At 50.2% G+C, this 18,689-nt stretch carries 16 protein-coding genes and 2 tRNA genes; 6 read left to right on the top strand and 12 right to left on the bottom strand.

The window, feature by feature from the left end:
• Position 1 precedes the first annotated feature (1 nt).
• From glmS to TURPA_RS07935, 9 genes are all read right to left on the bottom strand, one after another.
• Positions 2-1,831, bottom strand: a complete 1,830-nt coding sequence (glmS, locus tag TURPA_RS07975) for a glutamine--fructose-6-phosphate transaminase (isomerizing) (RefSeq protein ID WP_014802787.1) — start codon at positions 1,829-1,831, stop codon at positions 2-4.
• A 102-nt stretch (positions 1,832-1,933) separates the two neighbouring features.
• Positions 1,934-2,824 carry a TatD family hydrolase gene (locus TURPA_RS22525; protein WP_157210442.1) on the bottom strand — a complete coding sequence of 297 codons (891 nt, stop codon included), beginning with the start codon at positions 2,822-2,824 and terminating at the stop codon, positions 1,934-1,936.
• Positions 2,798-2,881, bottom strand: a tRNA-Leu gene (locus tag TURPA_RS07965). Before TURPA_RS07965 ends, TURPA_RS22525 begins: the two co-directional genes overlap by 27 nt.
• 54 nt (positions 2,882-2,935) lie before the next feature.
• Positions 2,936-3,006, bottom strand: a tRNA-Cys gene (locus TURPA_RS07960).
• Positions 3,007-3,287: 281 nt separating this feature from the next.
• A complete protein-coding gene (locus TURPA_RS07955) occupies positions 3,288-5,897 on the bottom strand; it encodes a hypothetical protein (protein ID WP_014802785.1) in 2,610 nt (869 codons plus the stop codon).
• Between the two features lie 583 nt (positions 5,898-6,480).
• The gene (locus TURPA_RS07950; RefSeq protein ID WP_014802784.1) at positions 6,481-7,209 is read right to left on the bottom strand and encodes an aspartyl/asparaginyl beta-hydroxylase domain-containing protein; all 729 of its coding nucleotides are present in this window, start codon (positions 7,207-7,209) and stop codon (positions 6,481-6,483) included.
• A gap of 100 nt (positions 7,210-7,309) precedes the next feature.
• Complete coding sequence (locus tag TURPA_RS07945) at positions 7,310-7,990, bottom strand: aspartyl/asparaginyl beta-hydroxylase domain-containing protein (RefSeq protein WP_014802783.1); 681 nt, start codon at positions 7,988-7,990, stop codon at positions 7,310-7,312.
• Complete coding sequence (locus TURPA_RS07940; protein WP_014802782.1) at positions 7,987-8,817, bottom strand: UbiA family prenyltransferase; 831 nt, start codon at positions 8,815-8,817, stop codon at positions 7,987-7,989. Before TURPA_RS07940 ends, TURPA_RS07945 begins: the two co-directional genes overlap by 4 nt.
• A gap of 23 nt (positions 8,818-8,840) precedes the next feature.
• Positions 8,841-9,755, bottom strand: coding sequence for a hypothetical protein (locus TURPA_RS07935; RefSeq protein WP_041948396.1), 915 nt, complete (start codon positions 9,753-9,755; stop codon positions 8,841-8,843).
• A 102-nt stretch (positions 9,756-9,857) separates the two neighbouring features.
• Between TURPA_RS07935 and TURPA_RS07930 the strand changes: the two genes are divergently transcribed.
• Entirely contained in the window at positions 9,858-10,502 is a 645-nt protein-coding gene (locus TURPA_RS07930) for a GNAT family N-acetyltransferase (protein ID WP_014802780.1), read from the top strand.
• Positions 10,503-10,531: 29 nt separating this feature from the next.
• On the opposite strand, the gene TURPA_RS07925 is transcribed toward TURPA_RS07930, so the two are convergent.
• On the bottom strand, positions 10,532-11,296 hold the full coding sequence (locus TURPA_RS07925; RefSeq protein WP_014802779.1) for a class I SAM-dependent methyltransferase: 765 nt from the start codon (positions 11,294-11,296) through the stop codon (positions 10,532-10,534).
• A gap of 309 nt (positions 11,297-11,605) precedes the next feature.
• Here TURPA_RS07925 and TURPA_RS07920 point away from each other — a divergent pair, with 309 nt between their 5' ends.
• From TURPA_RS07920 to TURPA_RS07900, 5 genes are read left to right on the top strand one after another with little or no spacing between them, the layout of a single operon-like run.
• A complete protein-coding gene (locus TURPA_RS07920) occupies positions 11,606-13,198 on the top strand; it encodes a hypothetical protein (protein WP_014802778.1) in 1,593 nt (530 codons plus the stop codon).
• A gap of 2 nt (positions 13,199-13,200) precedes the next feature.
• The gene (locus TURPA_RS07915; RefSeq protein WP_014802777.1) at positions 13,201-13,884 is read left to right on the top strand and encodes a glycosyltransferase family 2 protein; all 684 of its coding nucleotides are present in this window, start codon (positions 13,201-13,203) and stop codon (positions 13,882-13,884) included.
• 50 nt (positions 13,885-13,934) lie between these two features.
• The gene (locus TURPA_RS07910; RefSeq protein ID WP_014802776.1) at positions 13,935-14,603 is read left to right on the top strand and encodes a GNAT family N-acetyltransferase; all 669 of its coding nucleotides are present in this window, start codon (positions 13,935-13,937) and stop codon (positions 14,601-14,603) included.
• Positions 14,604-14,615: 12 nt separating this feature from the next.
• Positions 14,616-16,187, top strand: a complete 1,572-nt coding sequence (locus TURPA_RS07905) for a hypothetical protein (RefSeq protein ID WP_014802775.1) — start codon at positions 14,616-14,618, stop codon at positions 16,185-16,187.
• Positions 16,188-16,190: 3 nt separating this feature from the next.
• Positions 16,191-16,874, top strand: coding sequence for a glycosyltransferase family 2 protein (locus TURPA_RS07900; RefSeq protein WP_014802774.1), 684 nt, complete (start codon positions 16,191-16,193; stop codon positions 16,872-16,874).
• 785 nt (positions 16,875-17,659) lie between these two features.
• Here the strand turns inward: TURPA_RS07900 and TURPA_RS07895 are convergent.
• Both TURPA_RS07895 and TURPA_RS07890 read right to left on the bottom strand, forming a co-directional pair.
• Positions 17,660-18,130: a hypothetical protein gene (locus tag TURPA_RS07895; RefSeq protein WP_014802772.1), complete on the bottom strand. Its 471-nt coding sequence runs from the start codon at positions 18,128-18,130 to the stop codon at positions 17,660-17,662.
• Positions 18,127-18,651, bottom strand: coding sequence for a hypothetical protein (locus tag TURPA_RS07890; protein WP_157210440.1), 525 nt, complete (start codon positions 18,649-18,651; stop codon positions 18,127-18,129). Before TURPA_RS07890 ends, TURPA_RS07895 begins: the two co-directional genes overlap by 4 nt.
• Positions 18,652-18,689 lie beyond the last annotated feature (38 nt).

The raw sequence follows: 18,689 nt of genomic DNA, 5'->3' as shown, positions 1-18,689 counted from the left end.
GCTATTCGACGGTTACCGATTTGGCAAGGTTGCGCGGCCGGTCGACGTCACAACCCCTTGCGATCGCCGTGTAATAGGCAAGCAGCTGCAATGGCACAGCCACAAGCAAAGGAGAGATGCTCTCTTGACACGGGGGTATCTCGACATAAAAGTCAGATTCTCTCTTTATCTCTTCGTCACCTTCGGTGATGATCGAGATGATTTTTCCCCCGCGCGATTGCGCCTCTTTGAGGTTTGAAATCATTTTGGTACGAATCTCACCCTGCGGCGCGATGATAACGACGGGTACGTTTTGGCTCACCAGCGCGAGCGGCCCGTGCTTAAATTCACCCCCGGCGTAACCCGAGGCGTGAATGTACGATATCTCTTTCAGCTTGAGTGCCCCTTCAAGCGCCGACGGGTAATTGTAGGTACGCCCCAAGAATATCGTGTCGTTTTTATCTTTGAGAAATTCGGCGATTTCTTTGATACGTTCGTGGCTCTTCAATATGGTGCGCATCTTGTCGGGCAAGGCGCGAATTTCATCGAGCACAGTGCGGCGCTCTTCGGCCGGCATCAACCACTTGATCGAACCTACATACAGTGAGAAAAACAGCAGATTTAACACCTGCGCCGTGAAGGCCTTGGTCGACGCCACACCAATCTCGGGCCCCGCCATGAGGCTGATCATTGCATCAGACTCGCGCGCCATGGTAGAATTGATGTTGTTCAGAAATGAAAGCACGCGCATGAATTTCGCTTTGGCCTCGCGCAGGCCCGCGAGCGTGTCGGCCGTTTCACCCGACTGGCTGATACCGACCACGAGTGAATCACCGCTTGCGAGCGGGTTGCGGTAGCGCCATTCAGACGAATAATCTGTTTCGGCGCTGATGTGCGCAAATTGCTCGAGATACATGCGCCCGATCATTCCCGCGTTAAGAGAAGTGCCGCACGCCTGAATCAAGATACGACCCACGCGCGCGAGATATTCTTTGCCGAATTTCAGTTCTGGAAAGTGTATGAATGTGTCGTCGAGGCGTTCTTTGAGAATACGCTCGAACACGTCGGGTTGCTCATAAATTTCTTTGAGCATCAGGTATTCAAAGTCGCCTTTGTCTACGTCTTCTTCTTTAAAGGCAACGGGTTGCCATTTTGGTGGTACTGGCTCGCCGCCCAGCGTAAAAATCGAAACCCCGCTGCTCGATATATATCCCCATTGTTCTTCTTCGAGATAGATTGCCTCGTGCGCAATCGGCACTACCGCCGGTATATCTGATGCGATCAGGTATTCGTTGTTGCCTTTGGCAATAATGAGCGGCGAGCCCTTGCGCGCAAAATAAATCTTCTTCGAGTCTTTTTCGCTGATCGCGGCAACGGCGTATTGTCCCTCAACGCGCTTCAGCATTCTGACGAATGCCTCTTCTGTCGAAAATCCCTCGTGCACATATTTTTCCATGAGGTGCGGCGCGACCTCGGTGTCGGTTTCGCTCAAAAATACATGCCCATCGTCGATGAGCTCGGCCTTAAGCTTGGCATAGTTCTCAAAAATACCGTTGTGCACGACGGCGATATCGCGGTGCCCGCTCAGGTGCGGGTGCGCGTTCGTCATCGAAGGTTCGCCGTGCGTCGCCCAGCGCGTGTGCGCGATGCCCGCAGAACCCAGAATCGGCTGGTTCTTCAGCTGCTTCTCGAGCTCAATAATCTTGCCGACTGCCTTGCGCGTCGCCAGTTCGTCGCCGTTCAAGACAGCCATGCCGGCCGAATCGTAACCGCGGTATTCGAGCTTCTGCAAACCGACCAGCAGAACCGATTCGATAGATTTAGGGCCAATATAGCCGACAATGCCGCACATGCGGCAAAATGCGCGACAACCACCGCGCGAAAAGGACAATAGAGGCAGGCAATATTCGGGTCTGCACAGCAGGCCATAAATCGACAAAATTCCGTTAAAGCTTCACAGCCTGCCGCGCAGCCCCAATTGGTAGAAATCCCGCGTGTTTTTTGTGCACGCGGCGGCCAGAATTTCGGCATCTTCACCTCTGAGTTTGGCCAGAAAATCGAGCGTATCGCGTACAAAACCGGGTTGGTTGGTCTTGCCCCGGTGCGGCACCGGCGCCAGAAAAGGCGCATCGGTTTCGACCAGAATCTTTTCGAGCGGGCAGGCTTTGGCAGCCTCTTGTAAAGCCGTCGCATTTTTGAAAGTCACGATGCCCGAAAACGAGATGTAGCAGCCCATCGCGACAAACTCTTGCATCTCTTCGAGGTTGCCTGTGAAGCAATGTATCAAAACGGGCAGGCCACTGGCTTCGGCCTTCAGAATATCCACCGTATCGCGGTGGGCTTCGCGCGTATGGATCGCAATACCCCGGCCAACTTCACGCGCCGCCCTGACAAACTGGATAAACACCTGCTTCTGCTCTGGCGCCTCGTCTGCATGGTAATAATAGTCGAGGCCAATTTCGCCAACAGCGACGAAACGCTCGTCATCTTTATTCTCTTCGATGAACTTCAGACCAAAAGATGCGTCGGCCGACTTGGCCTCGCCGGGGTGGTGCCCAATCGTGTAGTAAACCTCGAATTGCCGTGAGGTGTGCGCCAGTGTGCGTGCCCACAGCATCGCCTCTTTGTCGGCGCCAATCTCAACCAGGCCAGAAATATCATTGGCAATAAGAGTCTGCGTGATCTCAGCGACCGACAGCCCCCGCTCCACAACCATATCGAGATGGCAATGCGAATCTATAAGCGGTATGCGAGAAGTGAGGATCTCAGACGAACCGCCACCGGCCGCCGTAGTTGCTGCCGCACCGCCTGTCTCGTGTACCCGTGGCCGGAATCGAACCGGCACGGCATTGCTGCCCCAGGATTTTAAGTCCTGTATGTCTACCAATTCCATCACACGGGCCTAAATTTTTCTTTCTTCTTTGTGTGCAAAGCACACAAAGAAGAAAGAACATTGAGGTGTCGCCCGGATTTGAACCGGGGGTGGAGCTTTTGCAGAGCTCTGCCTTACCACTTGGCTACGACACCAAATTGGTTTGCAAGAACGCGACATCTTCGCGATACGAAAGCAGCGAAGCGCTTTAGCAGCAACTTTCTCTGAAAGTTGCGAGGCTTCCGTTTCGCTGTCAGCGTTCGAAGCAAACCGCGATCGGGGAAAGTACTTAGAAAAAGACAGGTCGTCAAGGATTATGGGGAAAGTCAAGCTGCGGCCAAGAATGCCTGAATACTCTGGGGTAGGTTTCTAATCGGGAATCGTTGAAAGCCGGCCCATTCTTCCCGGGCCGGCTCTATTACTCAGGATTCCTTTTTTATGGTAAAATTCTCAAATACATCGTTGAAGGTGAACCCAAATATGCACCGTCAAACTCAATGAATGTCGCATACTTTACGCCGCTGACTTCGGAGAGCGCGATAACCGAATTGTGCTTCGTTGCGGTTTCATTGAAGCTCGGCCCAGCAAAATTTGTCGGGCTACTCGAATTAAAATCAGGCACCCAGCTTCCGCCCGAAAAATGCTGCACATATGTCTGGAATGCTGCCGGATCCTCTTTATAAAATGCCAGATATGGAACCCCTGAGAAAAGACGCAGGGACACGAACGCGCCAGCTGTAAAGGGTGAGAAACTGTCGGCCGCACCGCCTCCCAAAAAGACATAAGTATCAAGCCCGGCATCATAATGCCCGGCGTAAACATTAGTCATACTACCGTCAAAGGCTGACCATGCCAAATAGATGTGGGAGCCATCAACAGCCAACTGCGGGCCATTGATTTGCGCGCCAGCCCCCGGAAAATTAAGGTCTCCCGAAACGGCAGAAGAAACGGCAGTCCAGGTAGAAACTCCATCCCATCGTCTCAGGGTTACAGCTCCGTCAGCTGAAAACAATACGAGCGGTTGCGACTGATAGAGTTCTATTTTAGGAAAGTAGCCGTTTACACCGACTGGATTCACTTGTGGCCACGAGGGGGATGACCAAGTATTGGTGCTGCTGTTCCATACAGAAACGTGTATATTATATAAGCCACTTGTTAGTTCCTGCCAAGTAGCATACAATAGGTTTCCATTTGCGACAATGTCAACCTGGCCAGTCGATGCACTGACTCCGCCGATTGCCGGTGACGCGATTGGCTCAAGCGCTGCGCCGTTCCAGCGAAAAAATCGGATATTCCTAGGCGCCGGAGAAATATCTTCTGCCGTGTAGGCGATAACGGGCTGGCCATTCACAAATGCAAGATCTGCATTAAAGATTGCAGTAGTTGAAGTTGCCGTTGCTAGGTGTATCCAGGCAGCTCCATTCCAGCGGCTTAGGATAAGATTCCAGCCCGGTGAGCCAACTTCAACCCAAATCGCATAGGTATCAGTTCCGTTATTCGCCAATCCCATTCCCAAAGCCATAGTGGGCACAGTAGGAGGTACAACCATTGCCGGCGGAAGGCCGTTAGTGGCCGGTGTTTGAACATTGATCAAAATACTATCCGCTACGCCATTGAGCGTGGCGACCAGTGTCGCACTTTGGGCTGTTGCCGGTGCTGTGTAGAGGCCTGTGGAGCTGATGGTACCTGCGCCAATAACGGGTACGAGTACAAACTGCGGCAGTACGTTCGAGGTGTTGCCGAATGCGTCGTAGCCCAGGATGTCAAAATCATACGTCGTGTTAGCGTTGATCGTGATCGTGTTGCCCAGTACGACGCCGGTCGGTGACAGCAGCGAGATGTGGTCGAGCAGGCCTGCATGCACGTTGATGTCGGCCGATGTCACAGAGAAAGCGCCCGCTGTGGCGGTGAGTGAACCAGTGCGCATCGCCTGCGGGTTAGCTGTTGTTCCGGTGACACGAATGACAGAGACACCGGTCTGCGTTGCGGTGCCGATGCCGCCGTTGAGCGTGAATGAATCAACGGGAATGTTCTGCGGCGTGCCGGTGTCGCTCAAACCCTGCACGGTGTACGAGCGCTTGAAACCTGCGGCGAGGTTCACGACAGCATTGCTGGTAAACTGGATGCCGGTGGCTGTGCGCGTGGGCACGTAGTTCACCGTGCGCGTGCGTTTGAAGCCCAGGCTGTTGTAGACTTCGTATGAAACGGTGAAGCCCTGCGTTGTGACCTGGCTTGCAGGAATCACAAAGCTGTAAAAATTATTTGCTTCGTCGTCATAGTCAGGCGCCAGGTTTTGCAATCCACCTGAACACGCAGTGGCCGGTGCGGTGTAGTAGCAGTAACGGACGGTGGCGATTTGGCCGAAACCAACCTGCACGCCGGTGCCGTTCGAAACCGGGGTGAGCTTGAAGTCGGTGATCGCTGCGCGTACTTTCACGGGCAAGCCCGCGATCGGTGTGCCCGGCAGGTAAGTGACGCTGATCTGCGGCAGCTGTTCGGCAACCGGCAGGTTAACCGAAAGGTTTTGTGCTGCGACCAGGTACGTAGAGAAGTGCTCAATGTTTGCCGACACGCAGTGTGTCGTCTTGTTCACCGAACCTCCAACTGAACCGTATTCGCCGGTCTGTGCATCGACGTAATAGACCGCGAGCGTCTCTTCGTAGAGACCCTGGCTCGCGAGAACCTGCGGGTCGTAGCAGACATTGAGCGCGACAGTTTTGTTGAACTGTGTGCCGTGTGCGCCGAGTTCAATTGATTTCGCGACGGGCACGACGATGCCCTGCGCAGGTGCGACGGACTTTTTTTCGACAGTGATATCGGTATCTTGCGTGAGAGCCCCGGCAGGTACCGTCAGCTGCACCTTGCTGCCAATAGCCAGCGTCGCACCTGTGTCGGCGAGCACGCGCGCCTGCACGCTGGTCGCTTCATTGAGTGCCTTGATGTCGTTGTTGCCAGGTGTTGCCACCTGCATGTTGGATTTTCCACTGCAGTGAAAGACGGTTGCACAGCAGAGCGCAACCAGAGAGACTCTGGAAATAGATTTCATTTACTCCTCCTAAGATCGATTAAAGATTGTGAACGAATGTACACTCCAAGATGCCGACTCCTATGGTACAGAAGAGAATCGCGAAGACGCAGAAGAAACCTGAACTATTTGTCACTTTATTCGAAAGTGCAAAGCCTGCGTCCGCTTGTTACGATCTGTGGTGCCGTGAACTGAACGATTGGCTATTCCGATGAAACGAATGGGCCACCATTGAATATGTGATAGGCTTCAGGAACTTTACCGCAAAATTCAAAGTTAGGTCTATATGGTTTTTGAAGTCTGTCTAGTCGGCGACACTGCTGGTGCCACAAACTTCGCCCGCATTAACACTTGAGACGAGTGTCCTATACGCGTTCTTAGGGGGTGAAAATTTGACGCCGGCACTGCCTGCCAGAATGCTGGCCCCGCGCCAGAAGTAGCGAACTTAAACCCATGTTGGTATAGGGCCCTGGATGCTAAAGGCAAAATAGAGGAAACCATCAGGGATTTCCATGGCCGTGGTTATGGTGTTCCGGTGCCTTACCCGTCAAATGGTCTTGCCGGAACTGCGGAGTTGTAAGAATCGCGCGCAAGCGTTTGCCAACTAGCTCAGCTTAGCAGGTCGCACTTGCATCTGCTTCCTGTCGGCCATGATCGGCAAAAAGACCCTCGATAGGATCCAATATGTAATGCCGTTGATCCAATTAATCGGCCAGGGGAGCCTTTTCTTTACGTCCATGAAGAGGACCACGCGCGGTAAATCGGAATCATTCCACACCTCGTGCCAGAAGGTGTCATCGAAAAGCAGGATTTTCCCCTCTTCCCACGTTCGAACTTCGTCAGCCACCCGAATCCGGCACAGGGCTTCGCCCGCCCTGCCGGGAACGATGAGTGCAAGGTGGCAACGCAAGACGCCGTGAAAGGGACCGCGGTGCGGGGGAATGTGCATGCGCGGATGCAGAATCGAAAAGAACGCCGTCGTGATGTCGGGAATCCCGGAAATCAGCTCCGTCGTCCGGGGACACAGCCTGCAGTTCTGCTCTATGAAGTGCCCGTAAGCCCTAAACATGAAGACCTTCCAGCGCACGTGCCTGAACATCTCCTCGCCTGGCGCGAGGTCGCTGAACGAAGGCAACTGGTCGGCCTGTAGCCGCATGAGCGCGTCCAGCTCGGACCGGATCTCCAGCCAATGCTCTTCCAGTCTCGCTGCCCAGGAAATCGTCGCCGGATCATAAAATGGTTTCGTCTGGAAAAAAAGCGAGAGAAATGCGCCGTAACCACGCGAGACCGGCGCGAACACGATCCTAATCAGCTTGTTAACCAAATTGCTCAATCGACCTCCCTAATCGACGTCATATCGCGCCCAAATTGACTTGGACGCCGCCTGCGTATCCTGTTCACAACTTCTTCATGATAGCGGCCAGGATGGATACTTACATACTCGCCCGCAACATTCGACCAATGAACGGCGATCTGCCAATCAGCCAAATCACGCAACGATTGATCGCGGCAAGCGGCTGCGGCAGCGGTTGAACATAGTCAATGAGCAGGGCAACGCGTCTTTCCTGGGTGCGATTCCATGCCTCGTGTTCGATTGTATCGTCAAACAGCACTGGTTTTCCGACCTGCCAACGGTACACTCTTTCTCCGACGCGAATGCCACAGTCGCCGTCGGGGACAATCAATGGAATGATGCAGCGCAGTACGCCGGCATACACGCCCCGGTGAGGGGTAATGTGCGTACCATGTTCCAACACGGAGAAAGCGGCCGAAGTAATTTCAGGTATACTGAGACACAGACGCGCGGTCTCTTTTGCCTGGAGGCAATTTTCCCGAAATGTGCGCCCGTAAGCCTTGAGGATGAATATCTTCCAGGAGTTTCCTCCGGTAATACGACGTTGCTCCGGCGAGATCATGCCATATTCGCGAATGTTTTCGTCGAATAATTGCAGAAACTCCGCACGCATTGTGTCGGTATACAGACAAAGATTTGCCACCCAACCGGGTTCTTTGATAGCCGGGCTGGAGTATCTTCGCAGGACATATTCGCTAACTGCGATAAATCGCTGACCACACCAGGATACGATGCGATAGAGTATACCCTGCCCTTTCATTTTCGCAACATGGGTAAGATAAGAGTCGGTAAGAGGACATGCCCCGCTAAGCCGTAAAACGCAACGAAAGTCATGATAAATTGTGAAATCAGCAGTTTATTTTTAGGTGTTATCTGTATTGTCAGAATACTCAGGGGAATCAGAAAAAAAATCACATACGTGATATTGCTCAGCTTGACCACGGCCAGTAGCAAAAAGGCTGATACAACCAGCAGTTTTGTAGCAGCCAGGCCAAACTGATTGGGAATCGTTTTGATCCCCGAAGCCTCGTCGCCCTCCATATCCTTAATATCCCAAAGCGGCTCGAACGGCATAAAAATGGCGAGCAAGACAAGGTTCTCCATGAACACCTGTCTGAAACCGGCGGTCGTATGCGATGCGGTTATCAATGTGAAGGGAATATACCACCAGAAAAGACTACCTGTGATATTTTTCAGATACAGTATCTTTTTGATTCGCCAAGACCCAATAGGTGCGCTGTATAGGAACATCAACGCGAACAGAACCGTGAAGCATAGCAGGCTGAATCCGAAATACCAGACCATCCAAGACGATAATAAAGTCGCTGCCACTGCCAGCAGCAATACGAGAGATGGCCTGGAGAAGACAGTACGCTGCCCCGTTATTTCATCTTCAATTGAATCAAACAAATTGTTGAACCAATGCATTGCGAAATTTTGAATCGTGAACGCCGCGAGTAGCAGCCATATATTCCCTTCAAACCTATAGCGCGTGAGAAAGCCAAAATTGACTGAAAAGTATATCAATGTGAACGGAATTTTCAGGCGATGAAACAATTTCCAGGTGCGTATTACTAAGGTACTCATCGATCAATACTGAACAGCCGAGCTCATGCGCTGGCTCGCATGGGTATCCAGTTCATGTTGTCCGCAGGTCTGTATGTTACCACAAAGTGCAAGAGCGACCATACCTGAAAATACGGATGCACAAAGAGGACTCCCGCCAAGGCTGACACAAAAACTGAATAAGATGAGTGAAAGCGGAAAAACATCAGGACACCCAGAAATAGATTTATGATCACCGTTTCGACAGAAAATCTGCGGAGCAATTTGCGATCTGCAGAAAATTTCTCGACGTAACGCCAATACCAGTTGGCACAGTGCATCAAGATCAGAAAATTCAACGCATTCGGGTTAAGGGAACCAGGAGCTGCCTTACCAGAAAGCGTCAACGTTGCCGCGATGCAGAAGGTTGCCAAAAAGTACCAATTACGGGCTGAAAGGCGGTGTATCCGGAGAATCTCCGATAGGATTAGCCAGAGCATATAGGCGGCGCTAACGACGAACGCCAGTTGTAGCAACAAAGCATACCGCAGACCAGCATAACGGTAGAGTGTTTCGGCGAAAAGTACGGCAATGGTCGGCAACGTGATTTTCCAGCCAGAGAATTCAGCTCTTTCCTTCAGCAGATACCGCTCATCATAAAAATAGTGCACCAGAAAATAAGTTGCCGCGAGCACATAGATGAGCCGCTCCACTGGTAAGAAAATGCTGGCGCCAAACAAGAGTACGGCGACCGGCAAATAAAGCATGGCGTAGGCCTGATTCATTTTTCCAGCTTTGTACTGGTACAGGTACCCCAACAAAAAATGGCCTTGCGCGACGATTGCCGTCACACCGCCTATGCTGTTTTCCGGCAGAAAGAAAGGCTCTACCCAGCAAAGTGTGCCGATGGTTAGAATGAAAAAAAAGCGAACGGGGTAGCTGAATTCCGCCAAAAAATGATCAAAATTCTTTGCCCCCATGCGCCCAACATGACTTTCATGCGATAATCCGTCAACAAGGTTATAGTGAACAGTTGAAAACAATCTTGACTCCGTATTTCTTGGGTAAGCATTCTAATTTGTATGCAGATGGATGAGACTTCCGAATACGAGCCGCTGACTCTAACGCAGTACGGTATTCAACTGCGGCGCATGACCGAAGCTGATAAAGAAATGGTACGTGTCGGCAGAAATAAGGAGTTTGTTCGGAACAATCATGTTTACCGTGAAATCATATCGATTGAGCAGCACGAGACCTGGTTTAGAGAAGTATCGTCGCCGTTACACTATATATTAATTATTCATTACCATGACCGGGATGTTGGTATTGTCATAGTCAAAGATTTCCTTCCGGATCGAATGGTGCCCCGATGCGGCGCGTTCATATGGGACGAGGACTACATCGGAACCAAGGTTCCGATTCTAAGTATTCTCATTGCGCTGGATTTCTTTTTCTATAACGTTGGAATCTCCGGCACGGAATCCGTGGTACTCAAAAGCAATTCTGCGGCGATCAAGATGAATCAATTTTTTGGATTCGAGTTCACTGAGCGAGATAGCGAATCTTATAATATCACTATGGACAAGAAGACTTACATGGCGAACAGAGACCGCCTCAGGGCATTCGCCTGCCGCGCAGCCAAAAAGAGGGAAGAGCAGGAGTTGAAAATCGGCGGCACCAAGAGCGCACTCAATCTTCCGGTAATAAATTCGTTACTGCCTGGTTGATTTTCGTGGCCCAATGCGTAAGGGCGCACTCACTGGCGCGTGCGCAACACGACTTCCCACCCCCCGACCAGGTTCCACCACCGATCGACCCGATGCGGTGCGATTTTCCCCTCGATGTGCGCCGGAAATTTGAGAGTATAGGCTACGAGGGTCCTTATAAATGCCTTGCGCCATTCCGATTCCACAATGGAAGGACGGGAAACGATGATATCCGCATTCAAGTGGAAAGTCTTGGTTATTCGGTTCCAGAACGATGCCCCCAGGTCGTGCACATGGGCCGGGTACACAAAGTCGATGAATCGCAGGTAAGCGATGAGATTACTCATGTAGGGGGTTCTGGCGTAGAAGTAGCCACCCGGCTCTATCATGCCGAATAGCAAGTTTAGAACCCCGTTCAGCTCGGGAATATGCTCTGTAACTGCCGAGGCGAGCACGATATCAAACTTCCGTCCTGGATCCTTTTCCTGAACCTGACTTAGTTCTGTAAGGTGCACCACCTGCACATGCTCCGGCACAGGCATCGCCCGAGGTTCTTGGTAGTCAACCAGCGTGATCGAAACAGGCCGCTTACCCAGATATTTCGCTATCGCCAGCGCCAAAGACCCATCGCCGCCACCATAATCGAGAATGCGCACTGGCGAAGTGCCTGCTGCTAGAGGCATGGCCCTGATCAGATGGCAGGCGAAACGCTCGATTCCCTGGAATGTCACACAAACGGCATCGCTTTCCCCCGCCGCTGCACTCGAATCGAAATAACCGGAATAGTAGTTTTGCAGAACTTCAGGTCGGGGCATCCATGCCGCCGAACGCCCACCACAAGCAGGGCAGTGCAAGAGATGAATTATGGGGTTGGACTGTAGCCGAATACCTTGAATCCTCTTTCCCGAGTAAAGGCAAATTGGACAGTGGGCCCGGGCATCGTACACTTCATTCTCTTCCAGATGCTTGCTCCGGTGATTGCAGGGAATGTTACGGGTTCTGGCATTTCGCATATTGAGAATAAAATTACTCCTTGGCAATTGTAGGCCTTGTGCCATGAGTCTACTGCTTGTTCTCCTGTAAACATACGTTGACAAGGCCGTCCCGATAAGCTGTCGGGTGGTGTGACCAACGCTAAACTGGTGATATCTGTCGTCCGCGATCACCGACATCTCACAATTGTGCTGGCGATAGTACTGGCGCTTTATTTGGCGTTTCCCCTACAGCTTCAATCCATTGAGCCCTATAACTATGCTGCAGCAATTGAGCGGTACTATAAGGACTCTATTGGTTTTTCGCTGGCTCAGGGCGAAAACCTACCGGATTTTGGCCGCTACCACCCAAACCATCCGTTAGGCCATGTACTTGCCGGTTGGGCCTACGACTGGCTACACATACCAGCCATGGCGTGGATGCGGTTCATGAACATGACCGCTTCTCTAGTTGGAAGCCTGTTCTTTTACCTCATACTCTTACAATTGCGATTTTCCAGAGGCCTTTCTGCTACGACTGTTGCACTTTTTCTGTCTACATACTGCGGGCTATTTACGATTTTTTCCGGCGAATGGCACATGCCCGCCCTGGCCTTGAGCCTTGGAGGCGTTTGGCAGGCTTTCACCTACGTGGTAGAGGGAAGGAAAAGGAATCTCTATGCCGCGGCCTTACTGATGGCGTTCGGCGCATCATATCATTTGGGAGCTTCCTATTTCATGATCCCGGTCGGTATCGTGCTCCTCTTCGTACGACCAATACACGAGCGGTGGCGGGAAATCTTAATTGCCGGTTTATTGATCTTTATTATCCTACTACTTGTCTATTTTGTAATACCATTCATTCTATTTGGTTTTCGCTCCGCTGAAGAGTTTCTCCGAACTTTTCTGATCTACAAGTATCTCCCCATTACCCGGTATGAGGGCTTTGTATGGTTGAGCGTCGCCGCCCGAACGCTTTTGCAATCAGTCATCTTTACACCCGCGGGGTTCAAAGGAACAGAGTTATACGCAGGTTTGCTCATTCTAATAATTTGCCTTGCCTTTTCGAGATTTTACCGGGCCCAAATCCAGCGGCATCTTAAGGCCATAATCTTACTCATGCCAGGCCCTTGGATTGCGCTGTACGTGGCCTTTTCGGCACGCCCCGATGCCCTGTTGGGCTGGCTTTTTCTGCTGCCATTCTTTATCCTAGTCGCCGTTAAGGCGATAGCTGATCTTCACCGGCGAGCCAAAACCTACCTGTCTTTTATCCCTGGCTGCCTGCTTATTTGCAACTTGGTTTTCGCGCTACTGCCTAACAGCCTGCAAAGGCGGGATAACATATTTTTTTTTGGTCTACCCCCGGCGGCGCCAACAAGTGTACCAGTGGCATTTGTCGAGAACTCGCCGGTGTTTACCGATCCTGAAATCTGGTTTGCGGGTAGCGAATTGGGATTCCGCAACCAGATGCATTTCTTTCCTTGCTGCGGAGAAAATAATTACTTTTCCCGACTAAAGAATTGGACTAGGAAGAATCCGGGATTTGTCCTTGTGAGCGACGGCAATGAATTCGGTTTGGAAAATTTGCTGCGAAGCGAAGGATTGCATTATGTACGTTGGATCGATCGCCGAGCAAAGTGGCCTCTGGATCTAGTCCCGTCGACGCTGTACGTGCAACACATCGCATCTCCGTGGAATGAGAAAAAATTGATTATTTGGGTTCCTGAGAATTTAGTCCGTTATTAATCATGGAGCTTTTCGGCCTATCTGTAATCATGCCGGTCTTTAACAACGCCAGGGTATTGCCGAAGACACTCTCAGCGCTTACCCATTACCTGTCCCGAGAGTTCGCAAACTATGAGTTGATTCTTGTGGATGACGACAGCACTGATGAGTCACCGAAGATCCTTATCGCCGCTGCATCTGACAATCCGAACATCCGTTTACTCATGCATAAACATAACCAAGGCCAACAGCAGACAATAGCTGATGGGGCCTTCCTCGCACGAGAGGAAATCATTCTGGCTGTCGACGCCGATCTCCCTTGCGCGCTCGCAGATCTTAAGGAGATGGCGATCATGACTCGAAAAGGTTATGAATTCGTAATGGGCAAAAGACCTAAAAATCTTCGCCGCAGCTGGTGGCGCGGTGTCGGTTCCCGAATCGCTACTATGACCTTTCGTCAACTTTACCCCTTCAAAATTTCCGACTTTGGGTGTGGCATTGCCGCGGCCCATCGCCGCTTGATTGAAGAACGCCGGTCAGATGCGAAGCCTGTCCGCCTTTTGAAACTGGAATTACTTAGATTGGCCAACACATACATTGAGATAGAAATTCATCCTTCCGAAAATTCATCTACAGCAAGCACAAGTTACTCCTTTGCGAAGCTCTTAACGTTGTTTTTGGCACTATTTTTCAGCCGATTTCGATAATATAGATTGTCAAGGGCATCGGAACATCAGATGCTGGCCTCGAGATAAGCATGCCAACACCAAATGAGCAGGAACGGAGGTATGAGCCGCTGACGCTGCGACAATTCGGAATCGAGCTTCGCCGAATGGTCGAAAATGACAAAGAAGTAGTACGACTCGGGCGCAATAAGGACTTTGTCCGAGAGAACCATGTGTACCGCAAGATTATTTCTGAAGCTGAACAGGATAAATGGTTCGATGAAATGAACCGAAAAGAGCACTATGTATTTGTTGTCATCCATGAGGAAAAGCGCATTGGTGTTGTGTACCTGCGTGATATACCTGAGAATCGGGCTAGCAGCACCTGTGGCTTATTCTTCTGGGATGATGATTATATCTCGACTAGAATACCCGTATTTGCGGCTTTGCTGGCACTTGATTTTGCCAGCTACCACTGCGAGGTGAATCGAATTGAATCGATAGTGCTTAAGGATAACACGGCTGGGATTAAAATGTACACGTTTTTCGGCTTCGATCTGGAAGAAAAAGATGGCGACTCTTTCCTCATTTCAATTAGCAGAGAGACGTACCTGCGGAAACGGGATTCGCTCATGAATTTCATCAAACGTGCCATCAAGAATAAGGCCGAACACGAACTGCGCGTCTTTGGGTCGCCAGGATCGCTAAACTACGATATTGTGAATCGGCTCCTCGCCAGTTACGCGAATGCTGCCACTTAGTTGATTTTCTCCATGATTCTAATCGTCCGCGATCATAGGCATCTGATTCTGGTGCTTGCCGTGGCTCTGGTCTTGTTTGTCGCCTTCCCCTTCCAGCTGCAATCAATGGAAGCCTACTCGTACGCTGCTGCCATTGAGAAATATTACAACCTATCCACCACTTTCGCTCTGGCTCAAGGTGAATACCTGCCGGATTTCGGACGCTATCACCCAAACCACCCCCTCGGTCATGTTCTGGCAGGCATTGCATTCGACTGGTTTAAGGTCCCCGCACTAAGTTGGATACGCTTTACCAATATTTTCTCAACTCTGGCTGCAGCGGTATTTGTTTATCTCCTCGCTCTGCAAATGCGATTCTCAAAGGGTGTGTCAAACGCGGCAACGGCACTATTTCTTACGACGCACTCATCGTTGTTGGCTGTTTTTTCCGGCGAATGGCACATGCCCTCACTGGCGCTATCCCTGGCAGGCACGTGGCAGGTTTTCGCTTTTGCATTGTCCGGGACTAAAAGGAGATTATACGTGGGGGCATTCTTATTGTGCGTTGCCGTATGCTACCACACTGCGGCGCTTTCCTATTCTGTCTGCCTGGTAGTGCTGCTGGGCTTCGTACGAAAGAACGAATGGCGGCACCTGCTTTTAGTTTGCGCAGGAGCATTGTTCGTTATCGGCATTGTGTACTTTGTTGTACCATTTTTCGTACTGCAAATTGAACATCCGTCGGATTTTCTACGAACTTTCTTCATATATGCACATCTCGATTATGAGCGTTTTGGGGGATTCACATGGCTTTGGGCAGCAATGCAAACTATATTTCACGGCTTTATCTTCATTCCGGCAACCATTCCCGTAATGAACTGGTTTGCGGTTCCGTTCTTTATGGGCATCGGTGTAGCCGCTTGGAGATTTTTTTACAGCAATGTCCAAATTCCGATTAAGATCTTTTGCCTCTTCATGCTGTTCGGATGGCCGATTGCCTTGGCTATCGCCGGTACGCGGGCGAATGCCATATACAGCTGGATTTTTTTGTCGCCGCTGCTATGCCTGCTTGTGGCATTTACGCTCCGCAAGCTGCACGCAGGCTTGATGACCTTAGCCTGGATCTTAGCCATTTTCTTGATAACATGGAATTTTAGCCAGTTGGTTATGCCCAATCACTTTTACAAACGCGAAAATGTCCACCTGTTCAAGCTCCCGGAAACTATGCCGAAGACCAAGCCTGTCGTTTTTGTAGTGAATGATCCAGTCCTTACGGTCGGCGAGATTTGGTATGCGGGGAGTGAGCTGAATTACCGTAACCAGAATATCTTTTATCCCTGCTGCGGCGAAGATAGTTATCTCTTCAGGTTGCGCCGCTGGTTAACCGCGAATCCCGAAGCCATTGTCGTCAGCGACGGCTCGCCAGAGCAAATTGAAGAATTCTTCAACTTTCAGAAATTAAGTTATGTGCGTTGGCTTGATCAGCATGTGACCTGGCCGGCCGCATTGCTCCCGGCCACTCTCTATTTCATTAGAGAACCCGAATACAAGTATCACAAGAGACTCATAATCTGGCTGCCACAATCAAAGATGACTGCTTATTAAGAAATGAAAGCAGATTTTGCCGTCTCCGTCATCGTGCCAGTTTACAACAATGCTGCTATCTTAGCGGAGACAATTCGCCAATTAACTTCATATCTTGCTAGAGAATTCACACGGTACGAGCTGATATTCGTAGATGATGCCAGCATTGATGAATCGTGGTCGCTGCTAAAATTGGCGGCTGGCGAAAATCCAAATATTCGTTTGCTGCGACACAGCATCAACCTGGGACAACAATGGGCGAGCGCGCGCGGTGCATTTGCGGCCCAAGAAGCTATATTAATATCCGTTGACTGTGACTTGCCATGCAAGCTCGAAGACTTAAAGAAATTGGCCATAGCGGCGTCGAACGGCATTGAACTGGTTTTGGGACGACGTATCGGAGGCAGGCCCAGAATCTGGTGGCGTGAGGTCGGATCGGCATGCGTTGCGGTATTGACGTCTCTTTTGTATTCGTACAGGATCCAAGACTTTGGTTGTAGTACTGGCGCAGCGCGGCGCGAGGTAATCGATCGTTTGCGAGGGAAAACTCCTAAAGTTATCAAAATTCAGTTGTTGGAAGAAGCGCATAGCTTCGCTGAAATTGAGATTGATGCTTCGCAGGAAATTAAGCGAACTGAGTCAGGGTATACTTTTCGTGCGCTATTTCGTCTGTTTTGGACCATAATCTGGTACAAAATAGCCCGATAAAATAGTAGAATGTTCCCCAAACGACAATGGGTGGGCAACTGCTCTTCCGGCGTTAACAGCGACAACATTGAGCGACCATCGAGACCGGAGTCAAGATGACTCAACGATGCTACCTAGACATTTAGTCAGCCAAATGAATATTTGAATCAAAAAGCCTGCCCTTTTCCTTATTAAGGTGGTGCGGTCTTCCGGCCCGGAGACGTGATTCTTGGTCGTAAGTTCGATTATCATGTTCAGTTTTGTGCTAAATATTTGCAGCTCCAAGTTTTTCTGATACTTGGTAGGTTAGTACTTGCGAGATCAGCTTTCGAATTAGTTTTTCATCGCTATGTATAACACGCCCCGCCCTGCTGAGGGGCAACTGCGGCTAACGAGCATTTTTGTAGTCCGAAACCTTTATCCCGAGGGCGACCGCTAGAGCATCGAAATACTGCTTATTGCCGTTTTGAAATTTTTGCGTTGCAATTCTTATCAGTATCTTGGGGGCATGATGTTTGAAAACAGGGCTTGTCATTAGGCCGTTTCCTTGCGACTGAGTTGATACCGATGTTTTTCGAATGGTTTTACTTTGCGGCCAATGCTTCCGTAGAAATCAAGAGCGCGGGAGTGTAGCGAATTTTCGGCAATCACAACCGTCATCACATCGTCGATTACGGAAAGGGCTTAGATGTTGGTTTTGACAGCGCAGACGGGATTTTTTTGGTTCGCTTGGCGTGCAAAATTCCGAGGCGACACAGCTTCGCGTGTAACCGACCGTGCCTGTTCGGGAAATGATACCTCGATCATTAATTTGGCGGTACTGTCATTTTATCTGCTATGCGTATCTTTGTGTGGATACGCTGCACGAGATCGATATACCTTTTTTGTTTGTTGAGCTTTTGATACCAATAAGCTCCATCCTTCTGAATTCGTTCGATATTGTCCTGCAGAAGCTTGATTTCCAATCGGTGATAGGTTCCGACGGCGCGCGAATCTTTGAGCAATTCAGGATATTTTTCGATCATGCGGCGCATATCCACAACGATACCATCCATGAATTTATCCAGGCGACCTAGCCCGTCCATAACCTTCTCCGGTGATGAGTTCCGCATAAAGAAGGGGGCCAATTCGTCCAGTTCACGATTCGCCTTGTTGAGGAAATTTTTCAAGTCTGGGGACCATTCAGGCGGCTTGCGGGAGCAAAAGATTAAGAGCACCGCAAAAAAAACCTGAAAGACAACCTGTAGCCGCGAGAAACGAAAGCCCGACGGTGTCATGGGGTTTTGCCATAGCGTGCGGACAAAACTGCAGGATTTTCATCAGATGGAAAGAATGTCAGTTTATGATCTGGAAACTCAACAACTATGCGCCTCTCATCAATGAAGGCTGAAAGAATCCCACCCTGGGTAAGCTTGGTGCCCTGAGGAAGCTCCCTGTTGTAGACGACCGAATAAATATTACGATCTTTGGTTGATTCGAGCTTTTTTAGGCTTCCGGCGCTCATTGTGAAATCACCTCCATCCACAAAAAAAAGTTCGTCACAAAAAGAACCTTCAATACGAAGATAGTAGTTGGTCATACTCAAGTTGATGTCGCTTTTGCGAGATTTTTTGAGATGCGACGCAAATTCTTTCAAGTCAACAGACCAAAAACCATTCATCGAACCTTTTATTTTCAATGGTGAACTGAAGAAAGCCTCAATAATCTTGGCCCGCATTGCAGTTTTTGCAGGTCCTTTGGGAGCGGTATTCGTTTTTGCACATGCTGCAACGGTGCAGATAACTGCGGTGAACAGCACAGAAAACAAGAAAGTTCGCATCATAACGGCGCCAAGAA

Source organism: Turneriella parva DSM 21527 (genome assembly GCF_000266885.1).
GTDB classification, from domain to species: domain Bacteria; phylum Spirochaetota; class Leptospiria; order Turneriellales; family Turneriellaceae; genus Turneriella; species Turneriella parva.
The sequence above is the reverse complement of the archived record's forward strand: the minus strand, read 5'-3'. Positions and strand labels throughout refer to the sequence as shown.